This is a genomic window from Pseudomonas sp. TE24901, from assembly GCF_054058375.1.
Window position 1 is genome coordinate 748,900 of the sequence record NZ_JBSSAF010000001.1, and the last position, 21,540, is coordinate 770,439.

At 60.8% G+C, this 21,540-nt stretch carries 21 protein-coding genes; 12 read left to right on the plus strand and 9 right to left on the minus strand.

Going from position 1 to position 21,540, the window contains the following annotated elements; all coding sequences use genetic code 11:
• Positions 1-56 precede the first annotated feature (56 nt).
• From ACVWVP_RS03440 to ACVWVP_RS03455, 4 genes are read right to left on the minus strand one after another with little or no spacing between them, the layout of a single operon-like run.
• Positions 57-776, minus strand: coding sequence for a PA5502 family lipoprotein (locus ACVWVP_RS03440; protein ID WP_457404473.1), 720 nt, complete (start codon positions 774-776; stop codon positions 57-59).
• 37 nt (positions 777-813) lie between these two features.
• Positions 814-1,602 (minus strand): zinc ABC transporter permease subunit ZnuB, encoded by a 789-nt coding sequence (gene znuB, locus ACVWVP_RS03445; protein ID WP_016969536.1) that lies wholly within the window; start codon positions 1,600-1,602, stop codon positions 814-816.
• Positions 1,595-2,380: a zinc ABC transporter ATP-binding protein ZnuC gene (gene znuC / locus ACVWVP_RS03450; RefSeq protein WP_176994638.1), complete on the minus strand. Its 786-nt coding sequence runs from the start codon at positions 2,378-2,380 to the stop codon at positions 1,595-1,597. The genes znuB and znuC overlap by 8 nt, the downstream gene beginning before the upstream one ends.
• Positions 2,380-2,862, minus strand: coding sequence for a Fur family transcriptional regulator (locus ACVWVP_RS03455; RefSeq protein ID WP_372339939.1), 483 nt, complete (start codon positions 2,860-2,862; stop codon positions 2,380-2,382). The genes znuC and ACVWVP_RS03455 overlap by 1 nt, the downstream gene beginning before the upstream one ends.
• A gap of 58 nt (positions 2,863-2,920) precedes the next feature.
• On the opposite strand from ACVWVP_RS03455, the gene ACVWVP_RS03460 reads away from it, so the two are divergent.
• Positions 2,921-3,850, plus strand: a complete 930-nt coding sequence (locus ACVWVP_RS03460; RefSeq protein WP_457404474.1) for a zinc ABC transporter substrate-binding protein — start codon at positions 2,921-2,923, stop codon at positions 3,848-3,850.
• 128 nt (positions 3,851-3,978) lie between these two features.
• On the opposite strand, the gene ACVWVP_RS03465 is transcribed toward ACVWVP_RS03460, so the two are convergent.
• Entirely contained in the window at positions 3,979-4,932 is a 954-nt protein-coding gene (locus ACVWVP_RS03465; RefSeq protein WP_178923914.1) for a homoserine kinase, read from the minus strand.
• A gap of 56 nt (positions 4,933-4,988) precedes the next feature.
• The gene (locus tag ACVWVP_RS03470) at positions 4,989-5,279 is read right to left on the minus strand and encodes a DUF2782 domain-containing protein (protein WP_016969541.1); all 291 of its coding nucleotides are present in this window, start codon (positions 5,277-5,279) and stop codon (positions 4,989-4,991) included.
• Between the two features lie 74 nt (positions 5,280-5,353).
• On the opposite strand from ACVWVP_RS03470, the gene polA reads away from it, so the two are divergent.
• Entirely contained in the window at positions 5,354-8,137 is a 2,784-nt protein-coding gene (gene polA / locus ACVWVP_RS03475; protein ID WP_457404475.1) for a DNA polymerase I, read from the plus strand.
• Positions 8,138-8,406: 269 nt separating this feature from the next.
• Here the strand turns inward: polA and yihA are convergent, their stop codons facing one another.
• A complete protein-coding gene (gene yihA, locus ACVWVP_RS03480) occupies positions 8,407-9,048 on the minus strand; it encodes a ribosome biogenesis GTP-binding protein YihA/YsxC (protein ID WP_025854318.1) in 642 nt (213 codons plus the stop codon).
• Between the two features lie 192 nt (positions 9,049-9,240).
• Between yihA and ACVWVP_RS03485 the strand changes: the two genes are divergently transcribed.
• The 6 genes from ACVWVP_RS03485 (at position 9,241) to ACVWVP_RS03510 (ending at position 14,817) form a co-directional block, all read left to right on the plus strand.
• On the plus strand, positions 9,241-9,543 hold the full coding sequence (locus tag ACVWVP_RS03485) for a c-type cytochrome (protein WP_457404476.1): 303 nt from the start codon (positions 9,241-9,243) through the stop codon (positions 9,541-9,543).
• A 35-nt stretch (positions 9,544-9,578) separates the two neighbouring features.
• On the plus strand, positions 9,579-10,184 hold the full coding sequence (locus ACVWVP_RS03490) for a c-type cytochrome (protein ID WP_176994643.1): 606 nt from the start codon (positions 9,579-9,581) through the stop codon (positions 10,182-10,184).
• A gap of 168 nt (positions 10,185-10,352) precedes the next feature.
• The gene (gene dsbA / locus ACVWVP_RS03495) at positions 10,353-10,988 is read left to right on the plus strand and encodes a thiol:disulfide interchange protein DsbA (RefSeq protein ID WP_178923910.1); all 636 of its coding nucleotides are present in this window, start codon (positions 10,353-10,355) and stop codon (positions 10,986-10,988) included.
• Positions 10,989-10,995: 7 nt separating this feature from the next.
• The gene (locus tag ACVWVP_RS03500) at positions 10,996-11,877 is read left to right on the plus strand and encodes an endonuclease/exonuclease/phosphatase family protein (RefSeq protein WP_457404491.1); all 882 of its coding nucleotides are present in this window, start codon (positions 10,996-10,998) and stop codon (positions 11,875-11,877) included.
• Positions 11,874-13,952, plus strand: coding sequence for a diguanylate cyclase (locus ACVWVP_RS03505; RefSeq protein WP_457404477.1), 2,079 nt, complete (start codon positions 11,874-11,876; stop codon positions 13,950-13,952). Before ACVWVP_RS03500 ends, ACVWVP_RS03505 begins: the two co-directional genes overlap by 4 nt.
• An 88-nt stretch (positions 13,953-14,040) precedes the next feature.
• Positions 14,041-14,817, plus strand: coding sequence for an N-acetylmuramoyl-L-alanine amidase (locus tag ACVWVP_RS03510; RefSeq protein WP_178923906.1), 777 nt, complete (start codon positions 14,041-14,043; stop codon positions 14,815-14,817).
• 123 nt (positions 14,818-14,940) lie between these two features.
• Here ACVWVP_RS03510 and ACVWVP_RS03515 read toward each other — a convergent pair whose 3' ends face one another.
• Together ACVWVP_RS03515 and algB are read right to left on the minus strand one after the other, a co-directional pair.
• Positions 14,941-16,728, minus strand: coding sequence for a KinB sensor domain-containing domain (locus ACVWVP_RS03515; RefSeq protein WP_457404478.1), 1,788 nt, complete (start codon positions 16,726-16,728; stop codon positions 14,941-14,943).
• A gap of 10 nt (positions 16,729-16,738) precedes the next feature.
• A complete protein-coding gene (gene algB, locus ACVWVP_RS03520) occupies positions 16,739-18,085 on the minus strand; it encodes a sigma-54-dependent response regulator transcription factor AlgB (protein ID WP_078740007.1) in 1,347 nt (448 codons plus the stop codon).
• A 391-nt stretch (positions 18,086-18,476) separates the two neighbouring features.
• Between algB and ACVWVP_RS03525 the strand changes: the two genes are divergently transcribed.
• From ACVWVP_RS03525 to gltP, 4 genes are all read left to right on the plus strand, one after another.
• On the plus strand, positions 18,477-18,761 hold the full coding sequence (locus ACVWVP_RS03525; RefSeq protein ID WP_457404479.1) for a hypothetical protein: 285 nt from the start codon (positions 18,477-18,479) through the stop codon (positions 18,759-18,761).
• A 75-nt stretch (positions 18,762-18,836) separates the two neighbouring features.
• Positions 18,837-19,001, plus strand: coding sequence for a DUF1328 domain-containing protein (locus ACVWVP_RS03530; RefSeq protein WP_003170804.1), 165 nt, complete (start codon positions 18,837-18,839; stop codon positions 18,999-19,001).
• A gap of 2 nt (positions 19,002-19,003) precedes the next feature.
• Positions 19,004-19,471, plus strand: a complete 468-nt coding sequence (locus ACVWVP_RS03535) for an inhibitor of vertebrate lysozyme family protein (protein ID WP_176994649.1) — start codon at positions 19,004-19,006, stop codon at positions 19,469-19,471.
• Between the two features lie 717 nt (positions 19,472-20,188).
• A complete protein-coding gene (gltP, locus tag ACVWVP_RS03540; RefSeq protein ID WP_178923900.1) occupies positions 20,189-21,520 on the plus strand; it encodes a glutamate/aspartate:proton symporter GltP in 1,332 nt (443 codons plus the stop codon).
• Positions 21,521-21,540 lie beyond the last annotated feature (20 nt).

A 21,540-nucleotide genomic window follows, 5' to 3' on the forward strand; every position in this document is an offset into this window, starting at 1 on the left:
TTGAAGTGTGAATACATTCAAATGTGGGAGCTGGCTTGCCTGCGATGCTTTTTGCTTTATTGCGCCTTGCGCGGAATCAGCACGACCTGCGCCGGAATCTTTTTCAAGATCTGCCGGTGAATCTTCAAGTCATACGCTGGATCGATGCGTTTCACTCGTTTGGTCAGCAGCGTGGCCAGCCACGGGTAATCCTCAGTGCGCGGCGCCTGGATGCTCACGTCGCACTGGTAGTTCACCACGTCGGTGGCGATGGCATCGAGCTGATGGCGAAGTTCTTCGATATCCGTGAGGTTCAGTGCCACCGTCGTGCTCTCAGCGGCAGGGTCGATGACCTTGGCGACGGGCTTGGCTTCGGCGGCCTTCAGGGCGGCCTCGGCTTTATCCAGCTCGGCTTTGCGGGCGTGGCTGATGGCGCTGTTGACGCCACCGGTGAGTGCCGGTGCCTTGGGCATTAGCGCACGGGCACGGCTGAGGGCGGTCGCGGCAGCGTTGACGTCACCTTTTTGCAACACGATCTGGCTGCGTTGCAGATAGGCTTCGGCCAATTGGCGCTGGTAGGGCTCCAGCGTCGGGTCGTTGGGCGACTGGGCCTGCAGCGCGGCCAGTTCGTCTTCGGCGGTGGCCAGCTCGCTGCTGGCCAGGTTTTGTTCCAGCTGCGCGATGGCCGCAGCGCGTGCGTCCGGGACCTCGGGGGCCGCGGGCGGTGTGCTTTGACAGGCGCCCAGCAGCAGGAAAAATGCGGCAAGGAGCAGATAACGGGAGGTGAACGGCTTCATTCCTGCGACTCTCTATTTGCGCAAAAAGCGAGCAAGTCTACACCCCTCGACGGGGCAGGACAAAACTCAGCAGAAACAGGGCGGCGGCCGTGACCACAATCGATGGCCCGGCCGGCGTGTCCTTGAACCAGGACAGCGCCAGGCCCCCGCACACGGCAAGCATCCCCAACAGGCTGGCGCCGATCGCCATTTGCTCCGGTGAGCGGGCATGGCGCTGGGCGGCGGCGGCGGGAATGATCAGCAGCGACGTGATCAACAATACGCCGACAATCTTCATCGCGACAGCGATCACCACCGCAATCAACAGCATCAGGGCCATGCGCAGGGTCGGCACGGGCAAACCTTCGACCGTGGCCAGTTCTTCGTGCACGGTGATGGCCAGCAGTGGGCGCCACAGGGCGACCAGCAAGACCAGCACGGCCGCGCTGCCGCCGAGGATCCAGGCCAGGTCGGTGGTGCTGATGGCCAGCAGGTCGCCGAACAGGTAGGCCATCAGGTCGATGCGCACTTCATGCATGAAACTCAGCACCACCAGGCCCAGGGACAGCGTGCTGGGCGCCAGGATACCGAGCAGGGTGTCGGAGGCCAGCGGCTGGCGCTGTTGCAGGGTCACCAGCAGTACCGCCAGCAGCAGGCAGCCAACCGTTACGGCGATAGTCGGGCTGACATCCAGCAGGAAACCCATGGCCACGCCCAACAGCGCGGCATGGGACAACGTGTCGCCGAAATAGGCCATGCGGCGCCAGACCACGAACGAGCCCAACGGGCCCGCCACCAACGCCAAAGCCAAGCCTGCCAGCAGGGCGTACAGCAGAAAATCAGCCATGCTTGCAGCTATCTCCATGAACGTGGGTGTGGGGTGTTGCGGGATCGTCGACCACAGCGCCATGCAGGTCATGGGCGTGGTCGTGATGGTGATGATAGATCGCCAGGCTCTGGGCGTTCTTGCCGAACAGCTCGACAAACGCCGGGTCGCCGCTGACTTGCTCCGGGTGGCCGGAGCAGCACACGTGACGGTTGAGGCACACCACCTGATCGGTGGTGCTCATCACCAGGTGCAGGTCGTGGGAAACCATCAGCACGCCGCAGCCGTGGCGGTCGCGCAGGCGGGTGATCAGGCTGTAGAGTTCGGCCTGGCCGGCGACGTCGACGCCTTGTACGGGTTCATCCAGCACCAGCAGTTCCGGTTCGCGTAACAGCGCGCGGGCCAGCAGCACGCGCTGCATCTCGCCGCCGGAGATGCTTTGCACCGGGCTGTCGATCACCTGTTCGGCGCCGACTTCTTTGAGCGCAGCCAGTGCGCGGGTACGGTCCACACCGGGCACCAGGCGCAGGAAGCGCAGCACGGAGAGCGGCAGGGTCGGGTCGACGTGCAGCTTCTGGGGCATGTAGCCGACGCGCAGCTTGGGTTTGCGCCATACCGTGCCGCTGTCGGGCTTGAGCAGGCCAAGCACCGCGCGCACCAGGGTGGTCTTGCCGGCGCCATTGGGGCCGATCAGGGTGACGATCTGCCCGGGCTCTACGCTGAGCGCGATGTTATCCAGCACGTTTTGCCCGGCGAACGTGACCCCGACCTGCTCCAGGCGGATTAACGCGTTGCTCATCAAGCCCCCTGGCAGCCCGAGCACAGGCCGACCACTTCGACCGTTTGCCCTTCGACCTTGAAGCCGACCTCGGTAGAGCTTTTGATGATGGCGTCACTGATGCTTTTTTGTTCAAGCTCGATGGCGGCGTGGCACTCGCGGCAGATCAGGAACTGGCCCTGATGAGCGTGTTCCGGGTGGCTGCAGCCGACAAAGGCGTTGAGCGAGGCGATGCGGTGCACCAGGCCGTTTTCCAGCAGGAAGTCCAGCGCACGGTATACGGTCGGCGGCGCGGCGCGGCGGCCGTCCTGTTCGCTGAGCACACCCAGGATGTCGTAGGCGCCCAGCGGCTTGTGGCTCTGCCACACCAGTTCCAGCACGCGACGACGCAGGGCAGTCAGGCGCAACCCCTTCTGCGTGCAGAGGGTGTCGGCTTCCGACAGCGCGGTATGCACGCAGTGAGAGTGGTCATGGGGACGGCTGGCAAGCGGTGTTTTAGGCATGAGCGGCGACAGACATTTGATAGAGACGTTATTATGTTACCCGTTCCTACGCCATTGAGTGGTCATCGTGTCCCGACTTTTTCCCGTTTTTGTCGTATTTGTCACCAGTTTGTTCATCGCAGGTGCCGCTCAGGCTGAAGTCAAGGTACTGACCAGCATCAAGCCGCTGCAGCTGATTGCCGCTGCTGTACAGGATGGCGTGGCCATTCCGGAAGTGTTGCTGCCGCCGGGTGCTTCGCCGCATAACTATGCGTTGCGCCCATCCGACGTACGGCGTGTGCAATCGGTGGACCTGCTGTACTGGATCGGTCCGGACATGGAAAGCTTCCTGCCGCGTGTACTCAAGGGGCGCAGCCTGCCAACCGTGGCAGTGCAGGATCTGCCGGGCATGAAGTTGCGTCGTTTTGCCGAAGATAGCCACTCCCATGCCGATGATGCCGACGAACATGACCACGATCATCGCCCAGGCAGCCTGGATGCGCACTTGTGGTTGTCGACGGTGAATGCCCGGGTGATCGCGGCGCGCATGGCGGCCGACCTGAGTTCGGCCGACCCGGCCAATGCGGCGCGGTACCAGAGCAACGTGAAGGCGTTCGATGAACGACTGGATGCGCTGGATGCCCGTCTCAAGGCTCGCCTGGCAACCGTGGGTGATAAACCCTACTTCGTTTTCCACGAAGCCTTCGACTACTTCGAAGACGCCTACGGGCTCAAGCACACCGGCGTGTTCAGTGTGGCCGCCGAAGTGCAGCCTGGCGCCCAGCATGTGGCGGCGATGCGCACACGATTGCAGGAGGTGGGTAAGACGTGTGTGTTCAGCGAGCCGCCATTGCGTCCGCGCCTGGCCGAGACCTTGGTGGCCGGCCTGCCGGTGAAGCTGGCGGAGTTGGATGCGCTGGGTGGGTACACGCCCGCCACCGCTCAGGGGTATGAACAGGTGCTGGAGAAGCTGGGTAACGATTTGGCGGGTTGCCTGGAGTCGCTCTAACCGTCACTGCATGATCCTGTGGGAGCTGGCTTGCCTGCGATAGCGTCAGGCCAGCCAGCATCTCTGTTGCTGGCCCACCGCTATCGCAGGCAAGCCAGCTCCCACATTTTTTGACCGAGTTGATCTTCTTATAGCGCGAACGGGAGTTGCAGGGTGACCTGCTGGCGCTGCGCCAAACGGTGCTCGAACTCGGCGGGGTCATGGATCAATACATCCTGCCCGGCAAACGACTCGGCAGCGATCAGCCGTGACAGCCAGAACCGCACGCACGCCACGCGCAACATGGTCGGCCACAGCTCGGCTTCTTTCGCCGTAAACGGTCGCAGGCTCGCGTAGGCACCCAGCAACGCGCGGGCACGCTGCCCATCGATCACGCCGTCGGCGTCCGAACACCAGTCATTGAGGGCGATTGCCACGTCGTACAGCATCGGACCTGAGCAGGCGTTGTAGAAGTCGATCAGGCCTGTGAGGTGCGTGCCTTCGAACATCGCGTTGTCGCGGAACAGGTCCGCGTGCACGTTGGCGCGTGGCAGGGCGAGGATTTCGGCCTTGTGCGCATCGATTTCGGTCAGCGCGTCTTGCAGCAGTCGCTGCTGTGCATCGTTGAGGTGTGAAATCAACTGCGCACCTTCACTGAGCATCCAGTCGAGCCCGCGATCCGTCTTGCGCTCCAGCACTTTCTCGCCTTGGGTGGCCAGGTGCAGGTGGCCGAGCAGGTCACCGACCTGGGCGCAATGCTGGGCGTTGGCGTCCTTGATGTGCTTGCCGGCCAAGCGCGGTTGCAGCAGCGCCGGTTTGCCTTTGAGTTCGCGCAATGCCACGCCGTCGGTGGTGCGCAGCGCGTAAGGCACGGGCAAGTCGGCGTCGTGGAGCACGTCGAGCAGTTTGATGAAGAACGGCATTTCCGCGACCGGGCCGCGTTCAACCAGGGTCAGGACGAACTCGCCCTGTTCCAGGCTGACGAAAAAATTGGTGTTTTCGCTACCGGCGGCAATTCCCTGGAAATCAAGCAGGCGGCCGAGCCCGTAAGGGGCGAGAAAGGTTTCCAGCTCGGGCCGAGCCAGGGGGGTGAACACAGACATGGTTAAAACTGCCAGTACGGGCGCCGCGGTGCGCGGCGCCAATTGAAGTTAAGAAATCATTTCCATTCGAAGATCTTCCATGACGGGATCAGCATATCCGGCTGGTCAGAGCGGATGAAGTTCGCATCCGTTCCGTCCGCGCGTACCAGGAAATACGGAGGTGCGCCTTTTGGGGTTACCTTGATCGCATACAGGAAGCCGTTTTGGCGGTATTCCCGGATTTCCTTGTCGCCTTCGGTGCGGATCGTGACATCCGGGTCTCCCGAGGGCGCGCTGTCGGCTGCCGTGGCGGCCAGCGGCAAGAATGCAATCAAGCCGGTCAACAACAAGCGATTCGCTGTACGCATGATAACCTTGTCCCTTTGTCGTCATTGGTCCGGCTATTCTAGCGCCTGACCCGCCGAAAAGGTTGATCCTGCTCATGAGCCAAGCCCCCCTCGTCCTGGTGGACGGTTCTTCATATCTGTACCGCGCCTTCCACGCGTTGCCACCGCTGACCACCTCCAAAGGCCTGCCGACCGGTGCGGTCAAGGGCGTGTTGAACATGCTCAAAAGCCTGCGCAAGCAGTACCCGGACAGCCCGTTCGCGGTGGTGTTCGACGCCAAGGGTGGGACCTTTCGCGACGACATGTACGCCGAATACAAGGCCAACCGCCCGAGCATGCCCGATGACATGCGAGTGCAGATCGAGCCGCTGCACCAGAGCGTGATCGCACTGGGTTTCCCATTGCTGTGCGTCGAAGGCGTTGAGGCCGATGACGTGATCGGCACCTTGGCCCGCAGCAGCGCGGCGGCCAGCCGGCCGGTGGTGATTTCCACCGGCGACAAGGACATGGCGCAACTGGTCGACGGGCACATTACCTTGGTCAACACCATGACCGGTAGCTCGATGGACATCGAGGGCGTAAAGGAGAAATTTGGCGTCGCTCCGGAGCAGATCATCGACTATCTGGCGCTGATGGGCGATTCCTCCGACAACATCCCGGGTGTTCCGGGTATTGGTCCCAAGACGGCGTCCGGCTTGCTGGTGGGCGTGAATGGCGGGATCAAAGAGCTGTATGAGCAGCTGGATATCGTGCCGACCCTGCCGATCCGGGGTGCCAAGACGCTGCCGGCCAAGCTGGAAGAACACAAGGAAATGGCGTTTCTTTCCTACCAGTTGGCGACGATCAAGTGCGATGTGGCGCTGGACGTGGGCCTGGACGATCTGCATCTGATTGAGCCGGATCGGGAAAAACTGCTGGAGCTCTATACGCTGCTTGAGTTCAAGAGCTGGATCGATGAGGTTCAGCGCGATGCCAAGCGTGTAGAGCTCAGCGCGGCACCAGCAGCCGAGGCGGTTGTTGAAGAAGTTGCGGCGGCGCCTGTCGAGGCGAGCTACACCACGATCCTTGATCAGGCGACGTTTGATCGTTGGCTGAAGAAGCTCAACGACGCCAAATTGTTTGCCTTTGATACCGAAACCACCGGGATCGACGCGCAACAGGCGCAGTTGGTCGGGGTTTCCTTTGCTGTACAGCCCCATGAAGCGGCCTACATCCCGCTGACCCATTCCTACATCGGCGCGCCGCAGCAGTTGGATCGAGACACGGTATTGCTGGCGCTCAAACCGCTGCTGGAAGACCCAGCCAAGCTCAAGGTTGGCCAGCACGCCAAGTTTGACATGAACATTTTGGCCAACTGCGCCATCGGCGGCGACCCTGCGCAAGGCATTACCGTGCGCGGCATCGCGTTCGACACCATGCTCGAATCCTACGTGCTGAATTCCACCGCGACCCGGCATGACATGGACAGCCTGGCCAAGAAGTACCTGGACTACGACACCGTTGCCTTCCAGGACATCGCGGGCAAAGGCGCCAAACAGCTGACGTTCGACCAGATCGCGCTGGAACAAGCTGGCCCGTATGCGGCGGAAGACGCCGATGTCACTTTGCGCCTGCACCAAGAGCTGTTTGCGCAGTTGGCGGCGATCCCGAGCCTGGCGAGCGTGCTCACGGATATCGAAATCCCGTTAGTGCCTGTGCTGGCGCGTATCGAGCGCCAGGGGGCGCTGGTCGACAAGGACTTGCTGGGCATCCAGAGCATCGAGCTGGGTAACAAAATGGTCGAGCTGGAGCGCGAGGCGTTCGAGATCGCCGGCGAAGAGTTCAACCTAGGCTCGCCCAAGCAACTCGGTGCGATTCTCTACGAGAAGCTGGGTTTGCCCGTCTTGAAGAAGACCGGCAAGGGCCAGGCTTCCACGGCCGAAGAAGTGTTGGCCAAGCTGGCCGAGGACGACTTCCTGCTGCCCAAGGTGCTGATGCAGTACCGCAGCATGAGCAAATTGAAGAGCACCTACACCGACCGTCTGCCGGAGCAGATCAACCCGCGTACCGGGCGTATTCATACGTCCTATCACCAGGCTGTGGCGGCGACCGGGCGTTTGTCTTCCAGTGATCCGAACCTGCAGAACATTCCGGTGCGTACCGCCGAGGGCCGGCGGATTCGCCAGGCGTTCGTCGCGCCCAAGGGTTACAAGCTGTTGGCGGCGGACTATTCGCAGATCGAGCTGCGCATCATGGCCCACTTGTCCAAGGACGAAGGGCTGATGAATGCCTTCCGTAACGACCTGGACGTGCACACGGCGACGGCGGCGGAAGTGTTCAAGGTTGAGCTGGCCGAGGTCACCTCCAATCAGCGTCGCAGCGCCAAGGCGATCAACTTTGGCCTGATCTATGGCATGGGTGCGCAGAAGCTGGGCAAGGACATCGGCGTTGACACCAAGACGGCCAAGGCCTACATCGACGTCTACTTCGCCCGCTACCCGGGTGTGCGCGAGTACATGGAGCGCACCCGCGCCCAGGCGGCCGACCAGGGTTATGTCGAGACCTTCTTCGGGCGTCGCCTGTATCTGCCGGATATCAACTCCAACAAACCTCAGGAGCGCGCCGCTGCGGAGCGCACGGCGATCAACGCGCCGATGCAGGGCACGGCGGCTGACATCATCAAGAAGGCCATGGTGCGGGTGGATAACTGGCTGACCGAGTCAGGCCTGGATGCCAAGGTGATCCTGCAGGTGCACGATGAGCTGGTGCTTGAGGTGCGTGAGGATCTGGTCGAAGAGGTGAGCGAGAAGATTCGCGAGCACATGAGTGCCGCAGCAGCGCTGGACGTGCCACTGGTGGTGGACGTGGGCGTCGGTGATAACTGGGACGAAGCGCACTGATTCAGGGGATTTGCCACCACCTGGCGTGGTGGCAGAGTGCTTTAGATCGGATGTCGCCGTCAGTTATTTCCAATAGTTTTTTGAACCTGCCGGAACTTAACCCGTGAACTGCTACTCAGAGTTACTGAATGGGTGGTGAAGCCCTTCAATGCTCCTATGTTGTGTTAAGTGTTGGCAGATATCTGGACCCCGCCCTAGCGGTCCGGAACTTGAACCCCGAACTTCCCCTCCCCATACGAAGTCCGGGGTTTTTTTTGCCCGCAGAAAAATTATTCCGCGATTTCAGCGCCTTTGTCTGCCAATTCCATCCAGCCGGCCAGCACGGTGTAAGCCTCTTCCAGGCCCATGCGTTTTGGCGCCGAGAACAGCTGGATGGTGATCGCATCACCCCACCCTTTACGGATTTCGGACTGCACTTTGAGCAAGGTGTTCTTGGCAGCGCCGTAAGTGAGCTTGTCGGCCTTGGTCAGCAGAATATGCATCGGCATGCCGCTGGCGACGGCCCAGTCGAGCATCAGCAGGTCGAAGTCGGTCATCGGGTGGCGGATGTCCATCATCAGGATCAGACCCTTCAAACTCTCGCGGCCACCCAGGTAAGCCTCCAGGTGACGCTGCCAGTGCAGCTTCAACGGGATAGGTACTTTTGCGTATCCGTAGCCCGGCAGGTCGACCAGACGCCGATCATCGTCTAGCTTGAAGAAATTGAGGAGTTGCGTGCGGCCTGGGGTTTTCGAGGTACGGGCCAGGCTGGCGTGGGTCAGGGTGTTCAATGCGCTGGATTTGCCAGCGTTGGAACGACCGGCAAAGGCGACTTCAAAGCCTTCGTCATCGGGGCATTGGTCAACTTTGGCGGCGCTGAGCATGAACGTGGACTGTTGGCACAGGCCGAGGATGGGATTCTTGAGTTGCATGAGATTTCCGATGTGGGCGGTGCCGAGAAAGGGTGCGGCAAGCGGTGTCGTTTCCGTTTCAGTAGCGCCAGTATATAATGCCGCAGATTTTGTGTGTGCTTTGTCCCAGCGAAGGATGAAGTTCACGGGAGCGATAGACCTTTATTGCGCATTAGAACGCAAAACGCTCTCAAACCCTGAACTGGTCGACGTATGACCAAGTGGTTGCTTGCTATCGGTGTCCTGATTCCGCTTTACGGCGCTCAGGCTACACAGGATCCCGAAGCGGTGTACAACCGAGTTTGCGTGGCTTGCCATGCCGGCCAGTTGCCCAGCGCCCCCAAACGGGGTGACCAGGCAGCGTGGGCGCCAAGATTGGCGCAGGGCATGGACACGCTGGTGCAACACGTGACCCAGGGTTTCAAGGCGATGCCGCCGCGTGGTTTGTGCATGGACTGCAGTACTGAGGATTACCAGGCCATCATTGAAATGATGGTGAGTAAACCCGGTAGATAACTCTATAAACCCCTTAGCCGTAGTTGGATTAGCTGATGAACAAACTGATCGTGAGTCTGCTGTTGACCCTGGGCATCACCGGTGTTGCCCATGCTGCAGGCGACGCTACAGCGGGCCAGGCGAAAGCCGCCGTATGTGGTGCTTGCCATGGACCGGATGGCAACAGCCCGGCGCCGAACTTTCCCAAACTGGCCGGCCAGGGCGAGCGTTACCTGACCAAGCAGATGCACGACATCAAGGACGGCAAGCGCACGGTACTGGAAATGACCGGCTTGCTGACCAACCTCAGCGATCAGGACCTGGCAGATATCGCGGCGTATTTTGCCAGCCAGAAAGGCAGTGTGGGAGCTGCCGATCCAAAAGTCGTGGCCCACGGTGAAGAACTGTTCCGTGGCGGCAACCTGGAAAAAGGCATGCCTTCGTGCATCGGTTGCCACTCGCCTAACGGCGCAGGCCTTGCCGCTGCTGGCTTCCCGCACTTGAGCGGCCAGCACGCGCAGTACATCGCCAAGCAGCTGACGGACTTCCGTGAAGGCAATCGCACCAACGACGGCGATGCCAAAATCATGCAAACCATCTCCAATAAAATGAGCAACAAGGACATTGAGGCGGTTTCCCAGTACATCCAGGGTCTGCACTGATACAAATACGACGTTAACGCTCGATTAATCCGTCGATGCAAGCATAAAAAGGGTGGCTTAGGCCGCCCTTTTTTGTGGCCGGTGCCGTTACACTAACGAACTCATGCCCGCGTAGACCTGTCACAACAAAGGTCGCGTGAGGCGACTTTATTTGTCCAGGAGTAAAGCATGCGTAATCTGATCCTCAGCGCCGCTCTCGTCACTGCCAGCCTCTTCGGCATGACCGCACAAGCTGCCGACGTGCCGCTTGAAGCCGGTAAAACCTACGTTGAATTGGCCAACCCGGTGCCGGTCTCGGTGCCTGGCAAGATCGAAGTGGTGGAGCTGTTCTGGTACGGCTGCCCGCATTGCTACGCCTTTGAGCCGACCATCAACCCTTGGGTCGAAAAACTCCCGTCCGACGTCAACTTCAAGCGCATCCCGGCCATGTTCGGCGGCCCATGGGACGCCCACGGCCAACTGTTCCTGACCCTGGAAGCCATGGGTGTTGAGCACAAGGTCCACAACGCGGTGTTTGACGCGATCCAGAAACAAGGCAAGCGCCTGACCAAGCCGGAAGAGATGGCTGACTTCGTTGCCACCCAAGGCGTCGACAAGGACAAGTTCCTCGCCACCTTCAATTCCTTCGCTATCCAGGGCCAGATCAAGCAGGCCAAGGAACTGGCGCAGAAGTACGGCGTGCAAGGCGTACCGACCATGATCGTCAACGGCAAATACCGTTTCGACCTGGGCACCTCCGGTGGTCCTGAGCAGACGCTGAATGTTGCCGACCAGCTGATCGCCAAAGAGCGCGCAGCCAAGTAAGGGGGCCATCATGCGCCGCTGGGGGACTGAACGCATCGTCGGCCTGCATGACCCGCAGGTCAACGAGCACCATCTGGAGTCCACGGGCCTGCCGGCAGACAGCCGTCTGCGCCTGCTCAGCTTCAATATCCAGGTGGGCATCAGTACCGAGAAGTACCGGCATTACCTCACCCGTGGCTGGCAGCACCTGCTGCCCCACAACGGACGTGCCGGCAACCTGCAAAAGATCGGCAACCTGTTGAGCGACTTCGACCTCGTCGCCTTGCAGGAAGCCGATGGCGGCAGCATCCGCTCGGGCTACATCAACCAGGTGGAACACCTGGCCCAGCTCGGCGCATTCCCTTACTGGTACCAGCAACTCAATCGCAACCTCGGGCGCCTGGCGCAGCACAGCAATGGCGTGCTCAGCCGCTTGAAGCCATGGGCTATCGAAGACCACCCGCTGCCAGGCCCGAAGGGCCGGGGCGCGATCCTCGTGCGCTTTGGCGAAGGCCCGGAAGCCTTGGTGGTGGTGATGATGCATCTGGCGCTCGGGGCGCGTACCCGCACGATGCAACTGGCCTACATCCGAGAGCTGATCGGCAATTACAAACACCAGGTGCTGATGGGGGACATGAACACCCACGCCAGCGACCTGCTACAGAATTCCCCGCTGCGAGACCTTGGGTTACTGGCGCCGCAAGTCGAAGCCACCTTTCCCAGCTGGCGCCCGCAGCGCTGCCTCGACCATATCCTGCTCAGCCCGACCCTCACGCTCGAAAGCGTGCAGGTCCTGGCGCAGCCCATCTCCGATCACCTGCCGGTCGCGGTAGAGATTCGTCTGCCGGGTTCGCTCACGGCTGATGCATTGCCCGCGTTGAGCCCCGGCCCTCGCGGACCCCTTGCATGAGCGACGACGCCCAGCGCTGGAAAGAAAAATACCTCAAGAGCATCGAGCAGCAGGACAAGCTCGAACGCCGCTGGGCTGCCCGCCTCGACCTGCTGCGCCGAGGGCTGGTACGCAGCACACTGGCCGCTGAGGGCACCGACCGCGCCGTTGATCAGTGCATGAAGGAGATGCGTGATGTGGTCCGCACCGACGACATGGATGCCGCCCTCGCCGCCCTGCTGCCACGCCTTGAAAAAGCCGTGCTCGACTCTGAACAGCGCCGCGAAACCCGGGTTGACCAGATCAGCACCGCGCTCACCGCACTGGTTGCACAGTTGCAGAAGCTGCCACTGCCGCGCGAAGTGGCCCGGCCGCTGAAAACCTTCGCCAAGCAGTTGGACGGGCGCGTCGGCCAGGCGCGGGAGATCCCGCTGCTGCTCAGTGAGCTGAGCAGCCTGCAAGGGCAAGCGCTGGATAACCTGGAGCCAGACGGCGAAACCCCACGCTCGGGGCCTGGTTTGCTGCAGCGGTTGTTTGGTGCAAAAGAGGTTGCCAATGACCCCCCGGCAGTCGAGCCGGCATCAGATCCTGCGCCGAAGCCCGCGTCTTCCAAGCTGCACTCGGAGCCTGAGCCTCAGGCACCTGCACAATCCGAAGAGTTGACCCAAGCGTTGCGCGCCTTTGCGCCTTTGCCGCAGGCAGCCGTCGCCGCGCCGCCTGAGCCGCCTACGCCTGTCAGTGTGGCTGCGCCCCCCAAGGTGCTAGAGGCAGCCAGTGAAGCATTGGCCTTCGAGGCCCCCGCGCAAGCGGCGCCCAAGGCTGCGCCTGTCGAGGCACCTGAACCCGAGGTGATTGAACCTGCGGTCGAAGATCCCGCCCCCGAAAGTGCCCTCGCGGCGTTTATCGAACCACCGCCGGTTCAGGACGATGCGCCGGATGAAACCTCAATCGGCAGCCTGTCGCTTCCGCCTGTTCTGGAAAGCGCCGAGCCTGACCCTGACGCGTTGCAGTCGGACGGCGTGTACGCCTTGCCCGACTCGCCCGAGCCGTCCTACAGCTCGGTGGCCAAGCATATCGAAGACACCTTGCTCGGCCTGCTGGAAGACCTCTCGCTGCCCGAACGCCACCGTCCCCAGGCCGAAGCCATGCGTGAGCGCCTGGCCCATGGTTTGAACTGGTATGAACTGCTGCCGATCCTCGATGATTTGGCGGTGTTGATGCTGGCAATCACCGACAGTGGCCAGCATGAGTTCGAGGCCTATCTCAAGCAGCTCAACGAACGACTGGAAGCCTTCCAGGGCCATCTGCAGGTTGCCAGCGATGGTCATGCCGACAGCCGCTCGGCTGCACGGGATCTGGACACGCAGATTCGTGAGCAGGTCGACGGTTTGCAAAGCAGCGTGCAGGACGCGGCCGACCTCGACAGCCTCAAGCAGGTGCTGGAGAGCCACCTCGAAGGCTTGCTTGGCACCATGGACCAACACCAGCAGCAGCGTGACCAGCGTGAGCAGGAAGTGGCGGCGCGCTTGAAAGGCTTGGCTGAGCGCGTGGCGAATATGGAGCAGGAGGCCCAGGGCTATCGCGAGCACCTGGAGGTGCAGCGCCAGAAGGCCTTGATCGACCCGCTGACCGGGCTGCCCAACCGTGCGGCGTGGAGCGAGCGCCTCGACCATGAGGTCAATGCCTGGCACCAGCGTGGCAACAGCCTGTCGCTGGCCATGCTCGACCTGGACCACTTCAAGCGCATCAACGATGGCTACGGCCACCTGGCGGGCGATAAAGTGCTCAAGATCATTGCCAGTGTGCTGCGCAAACGCCTGCGACCCACCGATTTTATTGCGCGCTTCGGCGGTGAAGAGTTTGTGTTGCTGATGCCCAACTCATCCCTGGCCGATGCGCTGGCGGCCGGTGAGATGTTGCGCCAGGCCATCGAAGCGTGCCCTTTCCACTTCAAGGGTGAGCCGGTGACGATCACGGTATCCATGGGCGTGGCACAGTTCCAACCCGGTGAGCGCAGCGACTTGGCGCTCAAGCGTGCCGATGAGGCGTTGTATCGGGCCAAGGCGGCAGGGCGCAATCAGGTGCAGGCGGCCTAAAAGATGTTCCATTTTGTAATTTGACCGCCCGGCCACAAACGGTACGTTACACTGTTGCATTATCGCCTTCAGTGTAATGTCTCCTGCCATGAAATCCTTTTGCTTTGCCTTTGTGTTCCTACTGCTCGCCGGCTGCGCCAGCGGCCCGCGCCTGAATACCAGCCATCCCTCGGTGAACCACGACAATCGCGTGCAGTTCGTCGTTGTTCACTACACCTCCACCAATCTCGAGCGCTCCCTGGCCTTGCTCACGCACGGCCAGGTCAGCAGCCATTACCTGATCGGCGACGACGCGTCGGGCACTATCTACAAACTGGTGGATGAGAGCCAGCGCGCCTGGCATGCCGGAGAAAGCGAGTGGATGGGCCGCACCTGGCTCAACTCCAGCTCCATCGGCATCGAAATCGTCAACCCCGGGTACCAGGACACCCCCACCGGCCGTGTGTGGTTCCCCTACTCCGAGGCGCAGTTCCAGTCCCTGGTGGTGCTGCTCAAGGACATCAGCAAACGCAACGGTATCGACCCCAAGAACATCATCGGCCATAGCGACATCGCACCACTGCGCAAGCTTGACCCCGGTCCGCTGTTTCCCTGGAAGCGCTTGGCGGCTGAAGGCTTAGGGGTTTGGCCGGACGCTCAGGCTGTCGCCCGGTTCCAGGTACAGTACGCCGCTGACCTGCCGAGCATCACGTGGTTCCAGGAAGAGCTGGCGCGGTTGGGCTACCAGACGCCGCAGACGGGGGAATTGGATGTGGCCACGCGTCATGTGATCGCGGCCTTCCAGATGCACTTCCGCCCTTCGTTGTTTGACGGCACCCCCGATGCGGAAAGCGCCGCGATCCTGCGAGCACTCAACCGCAGCTAACTGTAGGAGCCCGGCTTACTGTGGCGAGGGAGCTTGCTCCCGTTCGACTGCGCAGCAGGCGCCGGCTGTCATGAGCACCATGCACCCAGAGGGGACAAGCACCCTTGCCACCTACGGTTGCCGCTACAAAGGCAACGCCATATAAAACTGCGTACCCTGCCCCGGCCGTGAATACACACCCATGCGGCCGCCGTGCAACTGCACGATTTCCTTGCACAGCGCCAACCCCAGGCCCGCGCCGCCTTTCTTGCGGCCCACCTGCACGAAGGGTTCGAAGATCCGCCCTTGCTGGCCGTAGGCAATGCCCTCGCCGTTATCCTCGACACTGATGATCACCCGTTCTCCGTGTCGGCGCGCCTGCAGGCGAATCTGACCGCCCTCGGCAGTGTGGCGCAGGGCGTTGCCCAGCAGATTGTCCAGCACCCGTTCCAATTGCGCGCGGTCGGCATACAGGCGAGGTAAGTCAGACTGGGCTTCCACCAGGAGCTCAATGTGCTGGGCATTGGCCGGTTCGGCAAAGCGGGCGCGAGCGTGATCCAGCAGGTCGGTCACGTCACAGGGCCCCAGGGTGAGTTTTTGCAGGCCGTTCTGGTAGCGCGAGAAGTTGAGCAGGTCGTTGATCAACTGCATCAGGCGCTGCATCTCTTCATTGACCGTATCCAGCAAGTCCGCTTCGCGAGACTCCGCAGGAAACTTCGCCCGTTCACGAAACAGCCCGAACGCCATGTGCATGCCGGTCACGGGCGTGCGCAATTCATGGGAAGCACGCAGCACGAACTCGCTGCGCACCCGCTCGAAGGCACGCTGTTCGGTAACGTCATGCAGCACCATCACGGCCCCGAGAATATGCCCTTGGGTGTGGCTGACGGGGGTGAGGCTGTAGGTCAGCAGGCGCAGTTCACCCTCGACCTCCACTTCCAGATCTTCCGGCGCCCGCTCCAGGTTGCCGCCGCGCAGCACCAGTTGAAGCTGTTCATCCAGTTCCGGTCGCACCAGGGCTTCGCCCAGCCCTTGGCCAAGACGGTCCTCGTCCCAGCCTAATTGGCGCTGCGCCACCGGGTTGAGGTGTTCCAGGCGGCCTTGGCGGTCGATCATCAGCAGGCCATCGTCGATACTGTCGAGCACCGCCTGCAGGCGTTGCTGGCCCGCCAGCAGTTCATCAACGTTGGTTGCCTGATGCTGGCGCAGCGCTTCGGCCATGATGCCGAAGCGTCGGGTCAGCTGGTTCATTTCGGATGCCGAAGAGATGGGCAGCGTGACTTCAAAATCCCCCTGCCCGATCTTGTCGGCTGCCTTGGCCAGGGCTTCGATTGGCCCACCAAAACGCCGGGCGATGCCGTGGGCGGTCACGAACCCGATGATCAGCACCGCCAGTCCGACCAGCCCCAGCAGCCCGGCGATCAGCAAAGCACGCTCGCGCGATTTGTGCTCGCTGGTACTGATGTTTTCCAGGGCGCGCTTGTGTTCGGCGATCAGGCCGTTACGCAGCACATTGAAGGTCTCGGTCAGTTTTTCCTTGCTACCGGGGGGCGGTGAGGCTTGCTGGGATTCGTCGAAAGCCTCCAGCAGGTGCTGGTAGTCGGTGCGGGCCTGGCTGAAGCCGCTGCCACTGGCATCTCGCTGCTCGTGGGCGATGCCTTGGTCCAGGAGCTCGAAATAACGCTGCTTGGAGGCTTGCAGTGCCTGGGGATCGGGGCGCTTCTCCAGCATCATGATCAGCTGGTCGCCCAGGCTCTGGCGCAGCTTGAGCCCCAGGTCCAGAGTCACGAAGTTGCTGCGTATCAATGATTCCTGGGTCTTGGCCATCTGCATCACGCTGACCAGGCCCAGGATCAATCCCAGCAGGGCGACGGTGATCAGCGCGGAGATACTCAGGAACAACCGAGTGCGCAGTTTCATCGCAAGCTTCATAAGGTGCCGCTCACAGGTTGTACTGTTTGCGTTTGCGGTACAGGGTCGACGCGTCGATGCCCAGGGTGCGAGCTGCCTGATCCAGGGTGTCGCTGGTGGCGAGCACGGCGCCGATATGGGCCTTCTCCAATTCATCCAGGCTCAACGCGGCGCCAATCCTGGGCGCATTGTTGGTAGGTTGCTCGGCCATGCCGAGGTGGCTGATCTCCACCTTTTCCTGTGGGCAGATGATGCTGGCACGTTCCACCACGTTACGCAGCTCGCGGATGTTGCCCGGCCAGCGATAGTTGAGCAGCGCCTCGCGTGCTTCGTCGCTGAATCCCCGTGCCGGCCGTGCGTACTCCTTCACGAAGCGCGCCAGGAAGCGATCGGCGAGGGTCAGGATGTCTTCACTGCGTTCACGCAGCGGTGGCAGGTGCAAGGTGATGACGTTGAGGCGGTAGAGCAAATCCTCACGGAAGCGGCCATCGCGCACCATGTCTTCCAGGTTCAGGTTGGTGGCCGCAAGGATGCGCACGTCGGCGCGACGGGTAACCGGGTCGCCCACACGCTCATATTCCTTGTCCTGGATGAAACGCAGCAGTTTTGGCTGCAAAGTGAGCGGAAAGTCGCCGATCTCGTCGAGAAACAGCGTGCCGCCGTCTGCCTGATTGACCCGGCCCAAGGTGCTCTCGCTGGCCCCGGTAAAGGCACCGCGGCTATGGCCGAACAGCTCGCTTTCCATCAATTCCGCCGTCAGCGACGGGCAGTTGATGGTCACGCAGGATTTTTTCGAGCGCTTGCTCCAGCCGTGAATCGCCCGGGCCAGTTCGCCCTTACCGGTGCCGGACTCGCCGAGGATCAGGATGTTAGCGTCAGTGCCGGCGACCTGGCGTGCAGTCTCCAGTACCACCATCATGGCCGGGCTGTGGGAGTCGAGGCCGTCCTTGGGCTGGCGCACCTCGCCTTCCAGCGCTTCAAGGCGCGCGGACAGTTGGCGCACTTCCAACTGCTTGGCGGTGGCCAGGCGCAGTTGGTCCGGGCTGCAAGGTTTTACCAGGTAGTCGGCGGCGCCTGCCTGGATCGCGTCTACGGCTGTATCGACAGCCGAATGAGCGGTGACGATCACCACGCGCATCCATGGCGCCTGGATGCGCATCTGGGCCAGTACATCCAGGCCATTGTCCTCGCCCAGACGCAGGTCGAGGAAGCACAGGTCGAACACCTGGCGTTGCATCAGGGCGTCCGCCTGGGCGGCGCTGTTGGCAGTGGCTACGGTGTAGCCTTCATCTTCCAGGCAGTAACGGAAGGTGCGAAGGATCGCGGATTCGTCATCCACTAAAAGAATGCGGCCTTGAAGTTCCTTGGCTGATTCCATCTGTCCCGCGCTCCTTAAAGTATGAATGATGGTGTTTAGTCCCGGAATAATCGGGCAAGTTGCATGGTTTATTCTGATTGATAAACGGCATCTTCGCGCAGCTATCTGCACGGTCTCCTACAAATACGCCGATTGCTGGCGTTTTCATGCCTTCTTGCCACTTCGGCAACTCGCCAAGCGCTTTCGATCCCTCGATCCGACCACTGACCATCGTGCATTTCGCACGGCTCATCCAGGGCCATCGTGCAGGATGCTGGTCGTCATCTGTTGCATGCATTTGTAACTAATTGATTTTATTGAGTTTTATTTTGTAAAAAACCTGGCATGCGCTCTGCAATACCTCTCCCAACAGTGTCATGAACCAATAATCAGAATGCGGGAGAAACACAGCATGACTCGCCAAAGCCTCCGCCAATTGCCTGTATCGCCACTGCGCTTGCAGCAAGGCCTGTTCGCCAGCCTGGCCCTGATGGTCACCTTGGTTATTGGCCAACAGATGCAGCATTGGCAGCAGAGTCAGCAACACGCCCCGCAATTTGAAAGGCCAGTCATGACGCAAACCCATTTCCGTTCCGTTGGCAGCGCTACTGCCGATGTAACCGCCCCGCAACTGAGAGTGGCTGACCAGGATTCCACCCCTGGCGATCTGCCAATCCAAGAGCGCTGGGTGTTCTAGGCAAGACAAAGCCGCTGTTGAGCGGCTGCACGGCAACACCGCTGTTACCCCTATAAAAGCGTAAGGAGAATCACCATGTTGAGCTGGGCTATCACATTTCTGATCATCGCCATTGTGGCCGCCGTCCTGGGCTTCGGTGGTATCGCGGGCACTGCCACGGGTATCGCCAAGATCCTGTTTGTCGTCTTCCTGGTGATGTTCATCGCTTCGTTCTTCTTTGGTCGTCGCGGCCGAGGCTGAATATGACCACTCTGCCCTTTAAAGCCATGGCTGCCGCCCTGCTCCTGGGCGGCAGCGGCCTAGTGATGGCCGCCAACGACGGCCAAAGCCGAGCCAACGAATTGCTGACCTCGGACCCTCAGTTCCGTGAGACCTGGCAAGGCGTGGTGAAGAAAGAAGAGCGCCTGCCGGAATGGGTGATGAACCTGTCCGGTACGGCCGAACAAATGAATGCCGTGGAAGAAGACGGTGACAAGTACTTGGTGGGGCCGCTTTGCGAAACTGCAGATACGTGCCTGAACAAGCGCCTGATCGTTGCCTTCAGCTACGACAAGAAAGATGCCTACGCCATGTTGGTGGAAGTCCCGGCCGGCCTGCCGGCGGACAAATCCCCGACGCGTCACGCCGATTATCGGTTCCTCGGTAAGCCGGACGAAGGCATGCAGAAGCTGCTGATGGAGCAGCTCAAGAAAGACCCCAATTGGTACTAGGTTCCGCTTGGCGCATCGCGCTTGTGGAACCAGCGTCCATAGAAAGAAGCCCAGCTGCTTCTTTCTGTTTGCATCGCCCGCCAAGGGCGGTGCATGACCAGGGGGCCGGGTTGCTCTGATCAATCGGGATCGGCGTGACCTACGGGTACAGGGAGTGCCTGCGCAAGGGCCGGGTCAGGCAAAAAGCTGCGACGCAGGTTCACAAGCCCAAGGCTTGCTGAACTTGCGACGGGCTTATACCTCCCTCCTATGTCTTCCATAGTCGCTAATTCCGTTTTTGCTCATTCCCAACCATTACTTGGTGTGTCGGGTTGACCATCTATCGATAAAATTTACGTGGGCCTATAAGACATTTCCGACACTAAACGACGGAATTCACAGGCATTTCTGCCAATGCTCTCTAGACGTCCTGAATCTCTGAGCGAGCCGGGTTTGGCCGGTTCACGGCATGTTTGTCGGACAAAATGTCACATTTGAACTGACCGTTCGGACAGTTATTATTAAAAAAAGCCATGCCGATTCGGCATAGGGTAGGCGTTTACGGCATTAGACGTCGCTCCCTTGCATGGGAATAGTTGCGCCTTTTTTCGCCTGCCAGTAAGCCATTTCGGCCATGCGGCGGTGACCTTCCATGGAGGCAGATGCTCACACTTTTTCGCTTTCGAGCGTTCCAGCTGGCGCATTTGCCTTAAGTCCACTTGAAGTAAGGGTAATGACATGAAGAAGGCAAAGCTAAGCCTCGCCTGGCAGATCCTCATCGGTTTGGTGTTGGGGATCGCAATCGGTGCAGTGCTCAACCATTTCAGTGCTGAAAAGGCCTGGTGGATCAGCAATGTGTTGCAGCCAGCGGGCGATATCTTTATCCGCCTGATCAAGATGATCGTGATCCCGATTGTGATTTCCTCGCTGATCGTCGGCATTGCCGGTGTCGGTGACGCGAAAAAGCTCGGCCGCATCGGCGTCAAAACCATCGTTTACTTCGAAGTGGTCACCACCATCGCCATCGTGGTCGGCTTGCTGTTGGCCAACCTGTTCCACCCGGGCGCTGGCATCGACATGAGTACCCTGGGTACTGTCGATATTTCCAAGTACACCGCCACCGCCGCTGAAGTGCAGCACGAGCATGCGTTCATCGAGACCCTCCTCAACCTGATCCCTTCGAACATCTTTGCCGCCGTGGCTCGTGGCGAAATGCTGCCGATCATCTTCTTCTCGGTGCTGTTCGGCCTGGGCTTGTCGAGCCTCAAGCCTGAACTGCGCGAGCCGCTGGTGACCATGTTCCAGGGCGTGTCCGAGAGCATGTTCAAAGTCACCCACATGATCATGAAGTACGCCCCGATCGGCGTATTTGCCCTGATCGCCGTGACGGTCGCCAACTTCGGCTTCGCCTCCTTGCTGCCGCTGGCCAAGCTGGTGATTCTGGTTTACGTGGCCATCCTGTTCTTCGCCTTTGTGGTACTGGGCCTGATCGCCCGCCTGTTCGGCTTCTCGGTGATCAAGCTGATGCGCATCTTCAAGGATGAGCTGGTCCTGGCCTACTCCACCGCCAGTTCCGAAACCGTGCTGCCGCGCGTGATCGAGAAGATGGAAGCCTACGGCGCGCCCAAGGCGATCTGCAGCTTCGTGGTGCCGACCGGCTACTCGTTCAACCTCGACGGCTCGACCCTGTACCAGAGCATCGCGGCGATCTTTATCGCTCAGCTGTACGGCATCGACCTGTCGATCGGTCAGCAGTTGATGCTGGTACTGACCTTGATGGTCACCTCCAAAGGCATCGCCGGTGTCCCGGGTGTGTCCTTCGTGGTGCTGCTGGCCACCCTGGGCAGCGTGGGCATTCCACTGGAAGGCCTGGCCTTCATCGCCGGTGTCGACCGTGTGATGGACATGGCGCGTACCGCACTGAACGTGATCGGCAACGCCCTGGCCGTATTGGTCATCGCGCGTTGGGAAGGCATGTACGACGACGCCAAGGGCGAGCGCTACTGGAATTCCCTGCCGCACTGGCGCAGCAAGGAAGCCGCACCGACCGCTCAAGCGACCCGCAGCTGACAGGCTGACGGCGCCCAGAC

What these genes read in the sequence shown, in the direction of transcription:
- ACVWVP_RS03510 (WP_178923906.1), top strand. Translation starts at nt 14,041, where the DNA reads ATGAAATCCTTTTGCTTTGCCTTTGTGTTCCTACTGCTCGCCGGCTGC.
- polA (WP_457404475.1), top strand. Translation starts at nt 5,354, where the DNA reads ATGAGCCAAGCCCCCCTCGTCCTGGTGGACGGTTCTTCATATCTGTAC.
- yihA (WP_025854318.1), bottom strand. Translation starts at nt 9,048, where the DNA reads ATGCAACTCAAGAATCCCATCCTCGGCCTGTGCCAACAGTCCACGTTC.
- znuB (WP_016969536.1), bottom strand. Translation starts at nt 1,602, where the DNA reads ATGGCTGATTTTCTGCTGTACGCCCTGCTGGCAGGCTTGGCTTTGGCG.
- ACVWVP_RS03530 (WP_003170804.1), top strand. Translation starts at nt 18,837, where the DNA reads ATGTTGAGCTGGGCTATCACATTTCTGATCATCGCCATTGTGGCCGCC.
- ACVWVP_RS03440 (WP_457404473.1), bottom strand. Translation starts at nt 776, where the DNA reads ATGAAGCCGTTCACCTCCCGTTATCTGCTCCTTGCCGCATTTTTCCTG.
- algB (WP_078740007.1), bottom strand. Translation starts at nt 18,085, where the DNA reads ATGGAATCAGCCAAGGAACTTCAAGGCCGCATTCTTTTAGTGGATGAC.
- dsbA (WP_178923910.1), top strand. Translation starts at nt 10,353, where the DNA reads ATGCGTAATCTGATCCTCAGCGCCGCTCTCGTCACTGCCAGCCTCTTC.
- ACVWVP_RS03535 (WP_176994649.1), top strand. Translation starts at nt 19,004, where the DNA reads ATGACCACTCTGCCCTTTAAAGCCATGGCTGCCGCCCTGCTCCTGGGC.
- gltP (WP_178923900.1), top strand. Translation starts at nt 20,189, where the DNA reads ATGAAGAAGGCAAAGCTAAGCCTCGCCTGGCAGATCCTCATCGGTTTG.
- ACVWVP_RS03525 (WP_457404479.1), top strand. Translation starts at nt 18,477, where the DNA reads ATGACTCGCCAAAGCCTCCGCCAATTGCCTGTATCGCCACTGCGCTTG.
- ACVWVP_RS03455 (WP_372339939.1), bottom strand. Translation starts at nt 2,862, where the DNA reads ATGCCTAAAACACCGCTTGCCAGCCGTCCCCATGACCACTCTCACTGC.
- ACVWVP_RS03470 (WP_016969541.1), bottom strand. Translation starts at nt 5,279, where the DNA reads ATGCGTACAGCGAATCGCTTGTTGTTGACCGGCTTGATTGCATTCTTG.
- ACVWVP_RS03515 (WP_457404478.1), bottom strand. Translation starts at nt 16,728, where the DNA reads ATGAAGCTTGCGATGAAACTGCGCACTCGGTTGTTCCTGAGTATCTCC.
- ACVWVP_RS03465 (WP_178923914.1), bottom strand. Translation starts at nt 4,932, where the DNA reads ATGTCTGTGTTCACCCCCCTGGCTCGGCCCGAGCTGGAAACCTTTCTC.
- ACVWVP_RS03490 (WP_176994643.1), top strand. Translation starts at nt 9,579, where the DNA reads ATGAACAAACTGATCGTGAGTCTGCTGTTGACCCTGGGCATCACCGGT.
- znuC (WP_176994638.1), bottom strand. Translation starts at nt 2,380, where the DNA reads ATGAGCAACGCGTTAATCCGCCTGGAGCAGGTCGGGGTCACGTTCGCC.
- ACVWVP_RS03505 (WP_457404477.1), top strand. Translation starts at nt 11,874, where the DNA reads ATGAGCGACGACGCCCAGCGCTGGAAAGAAAAATACCTCAAGAGCATC.
- ACVWVP_RS03485 (WP_457404476.1), top strand. Translation starts at nt 9,241, where the DNA reads ATGACCAAGTGGTTGCTTGCTATCGGTGTCCTGATTCCGCTTTACGGC.